Source organism: Pseudorhodobacter sp. MZDSW-24AT (assembly GCF_002794355.1).
Classification (GTDB): domain Bacteria; phylum Pseudomonadota; class Alphaproteobacteria; order Rhodobacterales; family Rhodobacteraceae; genus Pseudotabrizicola.
This window is the reverse complement of the sequence record NZ_PGOI01000014.1, coordinates 21,814-37,280: the sequence shown is the minus strand read 5'-3', so window position 1 is coordinate 37,280 and position 15,467 is coordinate 21,814. Positions and strand designations below refer to the sequence as shown.

Sequence of the window (15,467 nt, the reverse complement as noted above, 5' to 3'; positions counted from 1 at the left end):
GCGGCGCAAACCCGCCCTGATCTTTGCCCGATTCAAAGATGGGCCGCTGTAAGACGCGCGCTGAACACCGGCGCGGTCCGGGGGGCAAACCGCGCCCCAGACCGCGCCAAAGCCTGCCGCAAGGGCAAGCCTCACTTGATCTTCTGCCAGTCCTGCTTGGAACAGATCAGCCCGCCCGCCACGCAGCCCGACAGCTTCATCGCCGATCCGTTCACCGCGATCTTGCCCAGATAGACCTTGTTGTTTGACGGCCGCCACACCTTGCCTTCATAGGCGCCATTGCCCTTGGGCGCCATGTCGCGCACCAATTGCTTGCCAAGGTTTTCCGATTGGTATTCCGCACCGGCCTTGAAGGTTTTCACGATGGTTCCGCAGAAATTGGCGCCGCAGGGCGCGATCTGCACATGGGCATAGGCGCCTTCATCCGCCTGTGTCTGCCACAGGCCGACAATCGGCTCGGCACCAGCGGTTCCGGCAAGCAGTGCTATGGCGGCGGCCGCCGCCACCCGTTTCACGACTCTGTTCATTTGGGGCTCCTCCCTGAAGCGTGCCCGATCTTCCGCACGGGGCCTGCCGCCTTGCAAGCATGACGTCGGGTCGCGGCCCTCTTGGCATCGCCTGCCTGCCATGCCAAAGGGGGGAAACGCTGACACCGGGGGCCCCATGATCCTTTATCCCGCAATCGACCTGAAAGACGGCCAATGCGTCCGTCTCTTGCGCGGCGAGATGTCCGCCGCCACCGTCTTCGGCGATGACCCCGCCGCTCAGGCCGCCAAATTCGAAGCCGCAGGCTGCGACTGGCTCCACCTCGTCGACCTCAACGGCGCCTTCGCCGGTCAGCCGGTGAACGCCGCCGCGGTCGAGGCCATCCTCAATCGCATCACGGTGCCCGCCCAGCTTGGCGGCGGCATCCGCGACATGGCCACCATCGAGATGTGGCTCTCCAAAGGCCTCGCCCGGGTGATCCTCGGCACCGTCGCGGTGGAAAACCCCGATCTGGTGCGTGAAGCCGCCCGTGCCTTCCCCGGTCAGGTCGCCGTCGGCATCGATGCCCGTAAGGGCCGGGTCGCCACCAAAGGCTGGGCCGAAGAGACCGATGTCATGGCCACCGATCTCGCCCGCAGTTTCGAAGATGCCGGGGTCGCCGCGCTCATCTACACCGACATCGACCGCGATGGCGCCATGCAGGGCCCCAACATCGCCGCGACCGAAGCGCTGGCCCGCGCGGTCACGATCCCCGTCATCGCCAGCGGCGGCGTCTCCTCCATGGCGGATCTGACAGCGCTGAAAGCCACCGGCGCCATCGCCGGTGCCATCTCGGGCCGCGCGCTCTATGATGGCGCCATCGACCTCGCCACCGCCCTTGCGCTCCTTAAGACCTGATCCTCATCTGTTCCCAAATATCCTGGGGGGTGCGCGCAGCGCGAAGGGGGGCAAAGCCCCCCTTTCCCCGCCCCATCACACGCGCTAGGCTCGTCACATGCTGAAAACCCGGATCATCCCTTGCCTTGATGTCGCCGATGGCCGTGTGGTCAAGGGCGTGAATTTCGTCAACCTGATCGACGCAGGCGACCCGGTCGAGGCCGCCAAGGCCTATGACGCCGCCGGGGCCGATGAACTCACCTTCCTCGACATCCACGCCACCCATGAAAACCGCGGCACCATGTTCGATCTGGTCACCCGCACCGCCGAGCAATGTTTCATGCCGCTCACCGTGGGCGGTGGCGTCCGCACGGCCGAAGATGTGCGCGCCCTGCTGCTCGCGGGCGCCGACAAGGTCAGTTTCAACTCTGCCGCCGTGGCCGACCCCGATGTGGTGGCCCGCAGCGCCGACCGCTTTGGCAGCCAGTGCATCGTGGTGGCGATCGATGCCAAAACCGTGGCCCCCGGCAAATGGGAGATCTTCACCCATGGCGGGCGCAAACCCACCGGCATCGACGCGGTGGATTTTGCCCGCACCGTGGCCGCCAAGGGGGCAGGGGAGATTCTTCTCACCAGCATGGACCGCGACGGCACCAAGGGCGGCTATAACCTGCCGCTCACCCGCGCCATCGCCGAAGCGGTCAGCATCCCCGTCATCGCCTCGGGCGGCGTCGGCACGCTCGATCACCTCGTCGAAGGTGTGACCGAAGGCAAAGCCTCTGCCGTGCTCGCGGCCTCCATCTTCCACTTCGGCACTTTCACCATCGGCGAGGCCAAGGCCCATATGGCCGCCGCCGGGATCCCGGTGCGCCTGTCATGACAGCGCCTGCCATGCCGCACACGCTTGACCGTCTCGCCGCCACCATCGCCGCCCGCAAGGGGGCCGAGCCCGACTCGAGCTGGACGGCCAAGCTCCTCGCCAAAGGCCCGGAGAAATGCGCCGAGAAGTTCGGCGAAGAGGCGGTGGAGGCCATCATCGAAGCGGTCAAGGGCGACCGCGCAAAGCTCACCTCCGAGGCGGCGGATGTGCTCTACCACCTCCTGGTGATGCTGGCGGCGCGCGATGTGGCGCTGGCCGATGTGCTGGCCGAGCTGGAGCGCCGCGAAGGCACCTCGGGCCTGACGGAAAAGGCCGCGCGGCGGCCCTGACGCAGCCCACAGGGCGAAGGGCGTCACGCCCGCCCGGCGACGCCCGTCAGTCCCAACCGCGGAATCTCGATCGCCGGGCAACGGTTCATCACCGCCGCCACCCCGCGCGCTTTGGCCCGCGCAGCCGCCGCCGCGTCCTCCACGCCCAGCTGCATCCAGACACAGCGCAGCTCCGGGAACTTCGCCAACGCCGCATCCACCACCGCGCCTGCCTCTTCCGACCGCCGGAAGATGTCGACCATATCCACCGGCCCCTCGATCTCGGCCAGACTGGCGCGCACCACTTCGCCAAGCGCGCTTTGCCCCGCCTGTCCGGGGTTCACCGGAATCACCCGATAGCCCTGCTGCACCAGAAAGGCCGCCACCCGGTGGCTTGGCCGATCCGGCTTCGGCGACCAGCCCACCAGCGCAATGGTGCGGCAGCGCGTCAGAATCGCGGCAATCCGCGTGTCTTCGTCAGACATCATGATCTCACCTCAAAGAAAAAGGCGCCGCGGGGGGTAACCCGGGCGCCCAGTGTGGAACGAGGGACAGTGAATGAGAGACGGGGGTTCCAGCCCGTGCCTCCTCACTCTCAGATAGGAAGTTTAAAACAGCCTTAAACCTCATGTCGCGGCTTTGTGATCCATCCGCTGGCTCGCGGCATACAGCGACACCGCCGCCGCGTTCGACACGTTCAGGCTGCCAAACCCCCCGGCATAGGGAATCCGCGCCAGATGATCGCAGGTCTCACGGGTTTTCTCGCGCAGGCCCGGCCCTTCGGCCCCCATCACCAGCGCGATCGGGCGCTTGTTGGCAAGGTCCAGCGCGCCCTCCAGCGTGTGCTCTGCCTCTCCGGCCAGTCCGATCAGCACATAGCCCATCTCGCGCAACTCCTGCATCGCGTCCGACAGATTGCCCACCCGCAGATAGGGCTGCCGCTCCAGCGCACCGCTGGCCGTCTTGGCCAGCGCCCCGGTCTCGGGTGCTGAATGGTGGCGCGGCGCAATCACCGCGCGCGCGCCGAACACCTCGGCAGACCGCAGCACCGCGCCCACATTGTGCGGATCGGTGACCCGGTCCAGCAGCACCACCAAAGGCGCCCCCGCGCCCGAAATCGCCACATCCGCCAGCTTGCCCCAGTTCAAGGGCCGCACCTCCAGCGCCGCCCCCTGATGCACGCTGCCTTCGTCGATCGGCACGTCAAAGCGGCGCGGATCGGCGATCTCGGGCTGCATCCCCGATTGCGCCACCGCCGCCTCCAGCTTGTCCAGCGCGTTCTTCGTCACCACCAGCCGCAGTTTTTCCCGCGCGGGGTTCACCAGCGCGTCGCGCACCGCATGCAGGCCGAACAGCCACACCGTCTCCTTGGCTTCGGCCCGCTTGCCGCGTTCCTTGTCGATCACCCATGTCGGTTTCGTGGTTCCGGTCTTCATCATTCAGCCTCTTGTTCGGGCCCGCGTTTCTGGCCCCGCAGAATGCGGCGGGGCAGGGGGGATGCGCAAGCCGAAACTCTTGGCACAATCCTGCATTCGGCGCTTGACGCCCCCCCGCGCCTTGGGTATTCCGCCCCCGTCGGGTGACGAGCTGCAAGGTGCGGCAGCGGACTGTAACTCCGCCGGGGAGACCCATGCCTGGTTCGATTCCAGGGTCACCCACCATCCTATCCGGATGGGGACCGACACAAAGAAAAGCCGCCTTCGGGCGGCTTTTTCTTTTTCCCCTCCGCGCCTTGCGCCGCGGCAGGCGCCCTCGGCCTCCGGCCAGATCCCGGCACCCTTTGCATAGCACAGACGGCCTCCCCTCCGCGTCAGCGGGGGCGAAATCATCTGTTTGAAACGCATGGGGGAGAAATGAAAAAGGGCAGCCGAAGCTGCCCTCTTACAGACCGAAATGGAGCGGGCGAGGCGATTCGAACGCCCGACCCTAACCTTGGCAAGGTTATGCTCTACCCCTGAGCTACGCCCGCACCGTTTCGGTAAGGCGGGTTTTAGGGAATGGCGCAGGTGGCTGCAAGCGGAAAATGCACGGTCCTCGCGTTTTTTTTCGGCCCCGTCGTGACCCTTGCGAAAACCCCAATAAAAAAAGCCCCGGCGCAAGGCCGGGGCTTTCAACCTTTTGGAATGGCGCGCTTATTCCAGTTCGATCAACAGGTCTTTGGCGTCGATCTGGCTGCCCGCCTGCACGTGCAAGGCCTTTACGACCGACTCGCGGTCGGCGTGCAGCCCGGTTTCCATCTTCATCGCCTCAATGGTCAAAAGCAGATCGCCCGCGCGCACCTTCTGGCCCACGCTCACCGCGATGCTGGCCACAGATCCCGGCATCGGCGCGCCGATATGGGCGGGGTTGCCTTCGGCCGCCTTGGGGCGCGCGGCGGTCTTGGCCTTGACCGCACGGTTCGGCACCCGGATCACCCGAGGCTGGCCGTTCAGCTCGAAGAACACCTTCACATCGCCCGCATCATCGGCCTCGCCGACGGTTTGCAGCCGGATCTCCAGTGTCTTGCCCGGGTCGATTTCCGCCGTGATCTCTTCTCCCGGCTCCATGCCGTAGAAGAACGTCTTCGTCGGCAGGATTCGCACCGGGCCATAGGTGCGGTGGCGGCCCATGTAGTCCAGGAACACCTTGGGATACATCAGATAGCCGTTCAGATCCTCGTCATCGACCGTATAGCCGTTCAGATCGGCCGAAAGCTTTGCGCGCACCTCTTCCAGATCGACGGGCGGCAGCGTTTCGCCCGGACGCGCCGTCAACGGTGCCTCGCCTTTCAGCACCTTCTTCAGAATGCCCTCTGGCCAGCCGCCATGCGGTTGGCCCAGATTGCCACGCAGCATGTCCACCACCGAGTCGGGGAAGGCCAGATCCACGGCTGGGTCCTCCACCTGCGCCCGGCTCAGCCCTTGCGCCACCATCATCAAGGCCATGTCGCCCACCACCTTGCTCGATGGCGTCACCTTCACGATGTCGCCGAACATCTGGTTGGCATCGGCATAGGCCTGCGCCACCTCGGGCCAGCGCTCCTCAAGGCCCAAAGACCGCGCCTGCGCCTTCAGGTTGGTGAACTGCCCGCCGGGCATCTCGTGCAGGTAAACCTCTGACGCCGGGGCAGGGGTGCCCGATTCAAACGCAAGATACTGCGCACGCACCTGCTCCCAATAGTTCGAGATTTCGCGGATCGCGGCAATATCCAGCCCGGTGTCGCGGTCGGTGTGGCGCAGCGCCTCGACAATCGACCCAAGGCAAGGCTGCGAGGTGCCGCCCGAAAACGCATCCATCGCCGCGTCCACCGCATCCACCCCGGCGTCACAGGCGGCCAGAATCGTCGCCGCTGCCGCACCGCTGGTGTCATGCGTGTGGAAATGCACCGGCAGCCCCACCTCCTGTTTCAGCGTCTTGATCAGAACCCGCGCCGCCGCCGGCTTCAACAGCCCCGCCATATCCTTCAGGCCCAGCACATGCGCGCCCGCCGACTTGAGCTCCAGCGCGCGCTCCACATAATATTTCAGGTCATATTTCGACCGCGCCGGGTCCAGCAGATCGCCGGTATAGCAGATCGTGCCTTCGCAAACCTTGTTCGCCTCCAGCACCGCATCCATTGCGACGCGCATGTTTTCGACCCAGTTGAGCGAATCGAACACGCGGAACACATCCACGCCCGTCTCGGCAGCCTGTTTCACGAAAGCCTGCACCACATTGTCGGGGTAATTGGTGTAACCCACGCCATTGCTCGCGCGCAAAAGCATCTGCGTCATCAGATTGGGCATCTGTGCGCGCAGATCGCGCAACCGCTGCCACGGGCATTCCTGCAAGAAGCGATAGGCCACATCGAACGTCGCCCCGCCCCAGCATTCCACGCTGAACAGTTGCGGCAGATGGGCGGCATAGGCCGGGGCCACCTTGATCATGTCGATCGACCGCATCCGCGTCGCCAGCAGCGACTGATGCCCGTCGCGCATCGTGGTGTCGGTGATCAGCACCTTTTTCTGCGCCTTCATCCAGTCCGCCACCGCTTGCGGACCTTTTTGTTCCAGCAGGTTGCGGGTGCCCATCGCGGGCTCAGAGCGCAAGGGCGGCGCTTTGGGCGCCTTGGCCTCGGCCGGGGGCTTGGCGCGGCCCGCCGTCTCGGGGTGCCCGTTCACCGTGATATCGGCGATATAGGTCAGGATCTTGGTCGCCCGGTCCCGCCGCTTGCGGAAGGCAAACAGATCCGGCGTCGTGTCGATGAACTTGGTGGTGTAGCTGTCATCCAGAAAGGTCGGGTGCTTCAACAGGTTGATGACGAATTCGATATTCGTCGCCACACCGCGAATCCGGAACTCGCGCAAGGCGCGGTCCATCCGCGCAATCGCCTTTTCCGGCGTCTGCGCATGGGCCGTCACCTTCACCAACAGCGAATCATAATAGCGGGTGATCACACCCCCCGCATAGGCGGTGCCGCCATCCAGACGAATCCCGTTGCCGGTGGCGCTGCGATAGGCGGTCAGGCGGCCATAATCGGGGATGAAATTGTTCAGCGGGTCTTCCGTCGTCACCCGGCATTGCAGCGCATGGCCGTTCAGCCGCACGCCCGACTGATCCGCCACCCCCGTCGCCTCGGCCAGCGTCTTGCCCTCGGCAATCAGGATCTGCGCCTGCACGATGTCGATGCCCGTCACCTCTTCGGTCACGGTATGCTCCACCTGCACGCGCGGGTTCACCTCGATGAAGTAGAACTTGCCCGAGTCCATATCCATCAGGAATTCGACAGTGCCCGCGCATTCGTAATTCACATGGGCACAAATCTTGCGGCCCATCTCGCAAACCTCGGCCCGCTGCGCCTCGGTCAGATAGGGGGCAGGGGCGCGCTCCACCACCTTCTGGTTGCGCCGCTGCACCGTGCAATCGCGCTCCCACAGGTGATAGATCTGGCCATGCTTGTCGCCCAGAATCTGCACCTCCACATGGCGCGCGCGCAGGATCATCTTTTCCAGATAGCCCTCGCCATTGCCAAAGGCGGCTTCGGCCTCGCGCCGCCCTTCGCGCACCTTGGCCTCCAGCTCCTCCTCGGCCAGGATCGGCCGCATCCCGCGCCCGCCACCGCCCCAAGACGCTTTGAGCATCAGCGGGTAGCCCACCGCCTTCGCCTCGGCCTTGATCGCGGCCATATCCTCGCCCAGCACTTCCGTGGCCGGAATCACCGGCACCCCGGCCTCGACCGCCACCCGCCGGGCGCTCGCCTTATCCCCCAGCGCGCGCATCGTCTCGGCGCGCGGCCCGATAAAGATGATGCCAGCCTGATCGCAGGCATCCACGAAATCAGGGTTTTCCGACAGCAGCCCATAGCCCGGATGAATCGCATCCGCGCCACACATCTTGGCCACACGGATGATCTCGGGGATCGACAGATACGCCCCCACCGGCGACAGACCCTCGCCGATCCGATAGGCTTCATCCGCCTTGAACCGGTGCAGACTCAGCTTGTCCTCTTCCGCGAACACCGCCACCGTTTTCTTGCCCATCTCATTCGCGGCCCGCATCACACGAATGGCGATTTCTCCCCGGTTGGCGACAAGAATTTTGCTGAACTCGGGCATGGTTTTCTCCCTTAAAGGCATGCGCGCGGCGCATCACAGGCGCGGCAATCCGCCTCACTCTATTGGCGCCGCACTGCAGCGCAAGGGCGCTGTGTCACCAAACTGCAAAGTTTGCGAAATATGCAGGGCAATCTTTGCACCTGCGAAATCCCGCCTTTCTGCAGGGAAAATGTGAACAAGTCGCGAACAGACGCTTTTCATCGCCTCAATCCGGCGTATAACGGACGCATGACCGATTGGGATGAAAACGACGCCTTCGAGGCCGCCGCCGCGCCGCAACAGGTGCCGCTGTCACAGCGCGCCATGGCCGCTCGGCCTGCGCCCTATCTCGACGACCTGAACCCCGCCCAACGCGCAGCGGTCGAGGCCTTGGATGGCCCCGTCCTGATGCTCGCGGGCGCGGGCACCGGCAAGACCAAAGCACTCACCAGCCGCATCGCCCATCTGTTGCACATGGGGCGCGCGCGTCCGAACGAAATCCTCGCCGTCACCTTCACCAACAAGGCCGCGCGCGAGATGAAAGAGCGTGTGGCCCGGCTGTTGGGCGAACGGTCCGAGGGCATGCCTTGGATGGGCACCTTCCACTCGCTCTCGGTGAAAATCTTGCGCCGCCACGCCGAACTGGCAGGGCTGAAGCCGAATTTCACCATTCTCGACACTGACGATCAGATTCGCCTGCTCAAACAACTGATCTCGGCTGCAAATATCGATGAAAAGCGTTGGCCCGCCCGCATGCTGGCCGGAATGATCGACGGCTGGAAGAACCGCGCGCTGACGCCGATGAAGGTTCCCTCTGCCGAAGCCTCGGGCTTCAACAATATGGGGACCGAGCTTTACGCCGCCTACCAAGACCGCCTGCGCACCCTGAACGCCACCGATTTCGGCGATCTGCTCCTCCACTGCGTCACCATCTTTCAGGCGCATCCCGATGTGCTGGGCCAGTATCAGCGCTGGTTCCGCTATATTCTGGTGGACGAATACCAAGACACCAACATCTGCCAATACCTCTGGCTGCGGCTTCTGGCGCAGGCGCATAAAAACATCTGCTGCGTGGGCGATGACGACCAGTCCATCTACGGCTGGCGCGGGGCCGAGGTGGGCAACATCCTGCGCTTTGAAAAGGATTTTCCCGGCGCGACCGTCATCAAGCTGGAACAGAATTACCGCTCCACCGCCCATATCCTTGCCGCCGCAAGCGGGGTCATTGCCGCGAACAAAGGGCGCCTTGGCAAGACCCTGTGGACAGCAGGGGAGGCGGGCGAGAAAGTCCGCCTCATCGGCCATTGGGATGGCGAGGAAGAGGCGCGCTGGATCGGCGAAGAGGCCGAATCGCTGCAACGCGGCACCCGGGGCATGGACCCGGTCAGCCTTGACCATCAGGCAATTCTGGTGCGCGCCTCGCATCAGATGCGCGCTTTTGAAGACCGCTTCCTCACCATCGGTCTGCCCTACCGCGTGATCGGCGGCCCGCGATTCTATGAACGTCAGGAAATCCGTGACGCGATGGCCTATTTCCGCCTCGCCGTCTCACCCGAGGATGATCTGGCCTTTGAACGCGTCATCAACACCCCCAAACGCGGGCTGGGTGACAAGGCGCAGGGCGAAATCCAGCGCCTTGCCCGTGCGGCCGAAGTGCCGCTTCTGGACGGCGCGCGCGAAGCGGTGGCCAAAGCGGTGATCGGCGGCAAGGGCGGCGGTCAGCTGCGCCAGTTCGTCGAAGGCGTCGACCGCTGGCACCAGATCACTCTGAAACCCGATTACAACCATATCGCTCTGGCCGAGATGATCTTGGACGAATCGGGCTACACCGCCATGTGGCAAAACGACAAAACGCCCGAGGCGCCGGGGCGGCTCGACAACCTCAAGGAACTGGTGAAGGCGCTCGAGCAATTCGACAATCTGCAAGGATTCCTCGAACACGTCAGCCTCATCATGGACAATGAAACCGAGGAAGCGTCCGAGAAGATCACCATCATGACGCTGCACGCGGCCAAGGGGCTGGAGTTTCCGGTGGTCTTCCTGCCCGGTTGGGAAGACGGGCTGTTCCCCAGCCAGCGCAGCATGGACGAATCGGGCCTCAAGGGGATCGAGGAAGAGCGCCGCCTTGCCTATGTCGGCATCACCCGAGCCGAATCGCTCTGCACCATCTCTTTCGCCTCCAACCGCCGCGTCTATGGCCAGTGGCAAAGCCAGCTTCCCAGCCGCTTCATCGACGAACTCCCCAGCGATCATGTCGAGGTGCTGACCCCGCCCGGCCTTTACGGCGGCGGTTTCGGTGCGGCGGCCACTGTCGGCTTTGGCTCCGCGCTCGAGGAACGGGTGTCCAAGGCCGATGTCTACAACTCCCCCGGCTGGCGCCGTCTGCAAGGGGCAACGCAGCGCCCGGTGCAGCAACCGCGCGAAACCCGGCACCTCACCATCGACGCCGAGGCGATTTCCGCCTTCTCCATCGGCGACCGGGTGTTTCACCAGAAGTTCGGCTATGGTCGCGTGACCGAAATCGAAGGCGACAAGCTGGATGTGGATTTCGAACATGCGGGCCCGAAAAAGCTGGTTGCCCGCTTTGTCACCCCTGCGAGTGAAGTGCCGTTCTGACCGTGCGGCGGGTCAGCCGCGTTTGGCCCGCTCCAGCCCATAGATCGCCAAGCCCGCGACCAGCCCCCAAAAGGCCGCGCCCACGCCAAACACCACCACGCCAGACCCGCCCACCGCCAGCGTGATGGTGGCGGCAAAGCGCGTTTCCGCACTGGCAAAGGCCCCGGTCAGCGCGCCCATCAGCGGCCCCAGCAGCGCCAGCGCCACCAAGGCCCCCATCACCTGTGGCGGCAAGGCCGCCAGCAACAGCAGAATCAGCGGCGAGCACAGCCCCAAAGCCACCCAAGCCCCGGCATAGGCCAGCCCCACCTTCCAGCGCTGGCTGCGGTCGGGATGCACGTCATCGCCCATGCAGATCGCCGCCGTGATCGCCGCCATATTCACCGTATGCGCGCCAAACAGCGCCGAAACGGCGGAAATCCCCCCGGTTACGGCCAGCGCCCGCGTCACCGGCGGCTCATAGCCTGCCGCCCGCATCACCGCGAAACCGGGCAGGTTCTGGCTTGCCATCGTCACCAGATAGAGCGGCACCCCCAGACCGATCAGCACGCCCATATCCCAGTCCGGCATCACGAAGACCAGCGCCGGGGCCGCAAGCTCAAGCGCGGGCAGCAGCGCCGCCCCGGTGCCAAACGCCAGCGCCACCCCCGCCGCCAAAGCCGCCAGCACCGCCAGCGCCGGATTCCACAGCCGCACCAGCGCAAACACCGCCACCATCGGCAGCACCAGCCCCGGCGCCGATTCGGCCGCCCCTGCGCCGCGCAAGCAAAACGGCAGCAGCACCCCCGCCAGCATCGCCGCCGCAATCCCGTCCGGGATCGCCGCCACCAACCGCCCCAAAGGCCGCACCGCCGCCGTCAGCGCGACCAAGGCCCCCGCCAGCACAAAGGCGCCCACCGCTTGCGCCATCGTGACCCCCGTGGTCGCCGCGATCAGCGCCGCCCCGGGGGTGGACCACGCCAGCACCACCGGCACCCGATTCCACACCGACAGCCACGCCGACCCCACCGCCTTGGCCAGCGAGATCGCCAGCACCCAGCTTGCGGTCTGGCCCGCATCCGCGCCCACCGCCAAAGCCGCCGCGAGCACCAGCGCAATGGTCGAGCCATAACCGACCAGTGCCGCCACAAGTGCCGCCGAAATCAAAGAAATCCGCATATCGCCCCCGTTTGCCGCGACTATCCCGGCCCGGCCCGGCAATCGCAAGTCCCGAAAATGAAAACGGCGACGCCCAGGGAGGAGGAGGGGCGCCGCCGCATCATTCACGACCAACCCCAGGGAGGAGGAGGGGGCCGGCCTATCAGGGAACCCGAACCCCAGGGAGGAGGAGGGGGCGTCAGGTTCCGCTTTTCAATCCAACCCCAGGGAGGAGGAGGGGGCAGGATCGAACCGTCGTGAGGGAGAAGACCCGCAAGGATCCGACCCTCGAATTTCGGGCGCGGCGACCCCAGGGAGGAGGAGGGGGCCGCCGCTGATCCGACCGGCTCAGGGAGGAGGAGGAGCCGTTCGAACGGAGGTGAGGGAAAGAACCGCAAGGATCTGGCCCTCGAATTTCGGGCGCGGCGACCCCAGGGAGGAGGAGGGGGCCGCCGCTGATCCGACCGGCTCAGGGAGGAGGAGGAGCCGTTCGAACTGAGGTGAGGGAGAAGACCCGCAAGGATCTGGCCCTCGAATTTCGGGCGCGGCGACCCCAGGGAGGAGGAGGGGGCCGCCGCTGATCCGACCGGCTCAGGGAGGAGGAGGAGCCGTTCGAACTGTGGTAAGGGTCAGACCTTAAAAAGTCGTTCCCTCGAATGATCCGCGGCACCCTCAGGGAGGAGGAGAGAGAGTGCCGCTGTTCCGAAAAGCCCAAGGGAGGAGGAGTGGGCTTCCCGTATCAGATAGGAGCGCGTGCTCCGGTTTAAAGGGGCGTCGGCATCAGGGAGGAGAAAGATGCCGACGCTTTTGCTACAGGCCCCAGGGAGGAGGAGGGGGCCTCGCAAAGAACCTTACTTGCCGTAGGCTGCCTCATTGGCAACCCGGGTGATCATGCTGCGGTGGATGCCCAGATCCGCCAATTCGCGGTTCGAGAGCGCTTGCAGTTCACGCACCGTCTGCTTGAACACCCGACGACGTTCCAGACCGACGCGAATGGATTTCACGATGGCCGCCGCCCGGTCAGCGATGCCGTAAGACGCAGCACGCGAGGAGTTTACATAAGCCATGGTCGTCTAGCCTCTTGCTTCGATTTCGGTTGCAGCGTTCTGCCGCGTTGTTAGGGGTAACATGGGGCAAATGCTGCAACTGCACAATAGCTCCCCGGCGCAATGCCGCCATGCAGCAACCGCATGGCTGGCTGTCACAGAAACGTCATTAATTACAGCGCCTTCGCGCAAAATTTGAGCGTTTGGTCAAGCAAACCTTGAGCTTTCGGGCAAAGATCGCAACTGTGCCGCAAGGACAGGCAAAAGGAAAACAACAATGGGTGTCTCGCACAGTGAAGTCATGGCGGCTCTGGCGCGCGTCAAGCTGCCACAGGGGGGGGATCTGGTCTCGCAAGACATGATCCGCGCGCTCTCCATCGACGAATCGTCGGGCGGGGCCAGCGTCCGTTTCGTGATCGAAGCGCCCAGCCCCGAGATCGCGCGCGCGGTCGCGGCCCTTCAGCCTCAGGCGGAATCGGCGGTGCGCGCGCTGCCCGGCGTGGCCACTGTGCAGGCGGTTACCACCGCGCATGGTCCTGCGGCCAAGCCCGCCGCGCCGCCGCCGGGGCAGGTCGCCCCCGCGCTCAAGATCGGCCAGCACCCGACACCGCAACAGGGCGGGCCGCAAAAGCTGGCGGGAATCGACCGCATCATCGCCATCGGCTCGGGCAAGGGCGGGGTGGGCAAATCCACGGTCTCGTCCAACCTCGCAGTCGCGCTTGCCCGCCAAGGCCGCCGCGTCGGCCTGCTCGATGCCGATATCTACGGCCCCAGCCAGCCGCGCATGATGGGCGTCAACCGCCGCCCCGGCAGCCCGGATGGCAAGATCATCGAACCCTTGCGCGCGCATGGTGTCACCATGATGTCGCTCGGCCTCATGCTCAAAGAGGACGAGGCGGTGATCTGGCGCGGGCCGATGATCATGGGCGCGCTGCAACAACTCCTCACACAAGTGGCTTGGGGGCCGCTGGACATCCTGCTCATCGACCTGCCCCCCGGCACCGGTGACATCCAGCTTACCCTGTGCCAGCGCACGCAACTGACCGGGGCCATCGTCGTTTCCACCCCGCAGGATGTGGCGCTTCTGGATGCCCGCAAGGCGCTTGATATGTTCCAAAAGCTCAAGACCCCGGTGCTGGGCCTGATCGAGAACATGTCCACCTTCTGCTGCCCCAATTGCGGGCATGAAACCCAGATCTTTGGTCACGGCGGCGTGCAGGCCGATGCCCATCGCCTTGATCTGCCTTTCTTGGGCGAATTGCCGCTGACCCTTGCGGTGCGGCAGGCGGGCGACAGCGGCACCCCCATCGCCGCCACCGACGCCCCCGAGGCCGAAGCCTATGCCCGCATCGCCCATCGGCTCATCGCCGGGGGCATGGCCTAGGCCCGGCGGGATCAGCCGGGACGGCCCGGGAAACCGCGATCACGCCGAATCACGGACTTGGGATTTTCTGGGAAATCCGGGTGAACAGCCCGGATTTTTCCATTTCTCCCGCATGTGCCTGTTGCAAATGTGCAATTGTCCCCGGGTCATCTGAGGCTCGCCAGATCTGTCCGGGAATGTCTGGGAAAAAATCACGCTCACTAGATATAGCGTTCACGCGGTCGTGATAGCGGGTTTTCCGCTGCATTTTGTTGGGCAAGAGGGCTAGATGATGTTTTCTTCGGGGGGCTGAAACCAAATCTGCCCACTTGCGCCCGAAAATTCCCGTTGCTTCCCAGATGATCCCGTGGCATCCCTAGCAACATCGAAACGGGCAGTACGAACAGCAGCGGCAGCTTCAAAGACCGCGAACAGGCGAAACAGTCAGGCTTCATACAGGCAAACCCGTTTAGACAACACAGATCCGGCGCGTGAGCGAGCAGACATCTCCCCCAGGTGGCGCGCGTAGCTGGACGCCCAGCGATGGGACAGGCGGCGGATCGAGCAGTGGCAGCAGCTCGGTCCGCCGTTCCCATTTCTGGCCCAAGGTTTTGGCCCCGTCCGGGGCTGCGAAAGATGCCCCATCCGGGGCTGGAAGATCGGAAAGGGACGGGCGCAAGCTCAGCAAATATGTCGGACATGTTTCGCGGTGAATACTACCAGAAGGTAGATTCGAAAGCCCGGGTGCTGATCCCGGCACCGTTTCGGCGTGTCCTCGACGCTGGCGATACCCGCACCTCCGACAGCCCCCGCACCCGCATGATCATCGTCTATGGCGGCAAGAACCGGCAGTTCTGCGATTGCTATTCCATGGCCGGGGCCGATGCGCTGGCGAAATGGGTGGAAAGCATCCCCTTGGGCAGCAAGGACCGGATCAAGGCCGAACGTGACCTCATCACCCGCTCGGCCACGGTGGAAATCGATGACGATGGCCGCATCGTCCTGCCCGGCCCCGTGCGCGAAAAGCTGGGCATCACGCCCGAGATGATCAAGGACGGCGTCGACTCCGCCCTTGCCGGCGCGACTGACCGCTTTTCGCTGTGGCGCGGCGATGTGTATCGAGACCTGTTCAGCGATGATGACGAAGATGATGACGGTGAAGATGCCCTTGCGGTGGTTGGCCGTTACCCAAAGGTAGGGTGA

12 protein-coding genes and 2 tRNA genes are annotated in these 15,467 nt (G+C 64.7%); 7 read left to right on the top strand and 7 right to left on the bottom strand.

What is annotated here, in order from left to right:
* Window positions 1–131: 131 nt before the first annotated feature.
* On the bottom strand, window positions 132–527 hold the full coding sequence (locus CUR21_RS18050; RefSeq protein ID WP_232622860.1) for a DUF2147 domain-containing protein: 396 nt from the start codon (window positions 525–527) through the stop codon (window positions 132–134).
* A gap of 136 nt (window positions 528–663) precedes the next feature.
* Here CUR21_RS18050 and hisA point away from each other — a divergent pair, with 136 nt between their 5' ends.
* From hisA to CUR21_RS18035, 3 genes are all read left to right on the top strand, one after another.
* A complete protein-coding gene (gene hisA, locus CUR21_RS18045; protein WP_100198468.1) occupies window positions 664–1,383 on the top strand; it encodes a 1-(5-phosphoribosyl)-5-[(5-phosphoribosylamino)methylideneamino]imidazole-4-carboxamide isomerase in 720 nt (239 codons plus the stop codon).
* A gap of 97 nt (window positions 1,384–1,480) precedes the next feature.
* Window positions 1,481–2,242 carry an imidazole glycerol phosphate synthase subunit HisF gene (hisF, locus tag CUR21_RS18040; RefSeq protein ID WP_100198467.1) on the top strand — a complete coding sequence of 254 codons (762 nt, stop codon included), beginning with the start codon at window positions 1,481–1,483 and terminating at the stop codon, window positions 2,240–2,242.
* An 11-nt stretch (window positions 2,243–2,253) separates the two neighbouring features.
* Window positions 2,254–2,571: a phosphoribosyl-ATP diphosphatase gene (locus tag CUR21_RS18035; protein ID WP_100198466.1), complete on the top strand. Its 318-nt coding sequence runs from the start codon at window positions 2,254–2,256 to the stop codon at window positions 2,569–2,571.
* Between the two features lie 23 nt (window positions 2,572–2,594).
* Here the strand turns inward: CUR21_RS18035 and CUR21_RS18030 are convergent, their stop codons facing one another.
* Window positions 2,595–3,035, bottom strand: coding sequence for a CoA-binding protein (locus CUR21_RS18030; protein ID WP_100198465.1), 441 nt, complete (start codon window positions 3,033–3,035; stop codon window positions 2,595–2,597).
* Window positions 3,036–3,176: 141 nt separating this feature from the next.
* Window positions 3,177–3,986, bottom strand: coding sequence for a 23S rRNA (guanosine(2251)-2'-O)-methyltransferase RlmB (rlmB, locus tag CUR21_RS18025; RefSeq protein ID WP_100198482.1), 810 nt, complete (start codon window positions 3,984–3,986; stop codon window positions 3,177–3,179).
* 141 nt (window positions 3,987–4,127) lie between these two features.
* On the opposite strand from rlmB, the gene CUR21_RS18690 reads away from it, so the two are divergent.
* Window positions 4,128–4,211 (top strand) — tRNA-Tyr (locus CUR21_RS18690).
* 233 nt (window positions 4,212–4,444) lie between these two features.
* On the opposite strand, the gene CUR21_RS18020 is transcribed toward CUR21_RS18690, so the two are convergent.
* Window positions 4,445–4,519 (bottom strand) — tRNA-Gly (locus CUR21_RS18020).
* Window positions 4,520–4,682: 163 nt separating this feature from the next.
* The gene (locus CUR21_RS18015; protein WP_100198464.1) at window positions 4,683–8,123 is read right to left on the bottom strand and encodes a pyruvate carboxylase; all 3,441 of its coding nucleotides are present in this window, start codon (window positions 8,121–8,123) and stop codon (window positions 4,683–4,685) included.
* Between the two features lie 228 nt (window positions 8,124–8,351).
* Here CUR21_RS18015 and CUR21_RS18010 point away from each other — a divergent pair, with 228 nt between their 5' ends.
* The gene (locus tag CUR21_RS18010) at window positions 8,352–10,718 is read left to right on the top strand and encodes an ATP-dependent helicase (RefSeq protein ID WP_100198481.1); all 2,367 of its coding nucleotides are present in this window, start codon (window positions 8,352–8,354) and stop codon (window positions 10,716–10,718) included.
* A 12-nt stretch (window positions 10,719–10,730) separates the two neighbouring features.
* Here CUR21_RS18010 and CUR21_RS18005 read toward each other — a convergent pair whose 3' ends face one another.
* Window positions 10,731–11,876, bottom strand: a complete 1,146-nt coding sequence (locus CUR21_RS18005; protein ID WP_100198463.1) for a benzoate/H(+) symporter BenE family transporter — start codon at window positions 11,874–11,876, stop codon at window positions 10,731–10,733.
* Between the two features lie 830 nt (window positions 11,877–12,706).
* Window positions 12,707–12,922 carry a DUF1127 domain-containing protein gene (locus tag CUR21_RS18000; RefSeq protein WP_198431750.1) on the bottom strand — a complete coding sequence of 72 codons (216 nt, stop codon included), beginning with the start codon at window positions 12,920–12,922 and terminating at the stop codon, window positions 12,707–12,709.
* 256 nt (window positions 12,923–13,178) lie between these two features.
* Between CUR21_RS18000 and CUR21_RS17995 the strand changes: the two genes are divergently transcribed.
* Together CUR21_RS17995 and CUR21_RS17990 are read left to right on the top strand one after the other, a co-directional pair.
* The gene (locus tag CUR21_RS17995) at window positions 13,179–14,285 is read left to right on the top strand and encodes an Mrp/NBP35 family ATP-binding protein (RefSeq protein ID WP_100198462.1); all 1,107 of its coding nucleotides are present in this window, start codon (window positions 13,179–13,181) and stop codon (window positions 14,283–14,285) included.
* Window positions 14,286–14,954: 669 nt separating this feature from the next.
* Window positions 14,955–15,467, top strand: a complete 513-nt coding sequence (locus CUR21_RS17990; RefSeq protein WP_100198461.1) for a division/cell wall cluster transcriptional repressor MraZ — start codon at window positions 14,955–14,957, stop codon at window positions 15,465–15,467.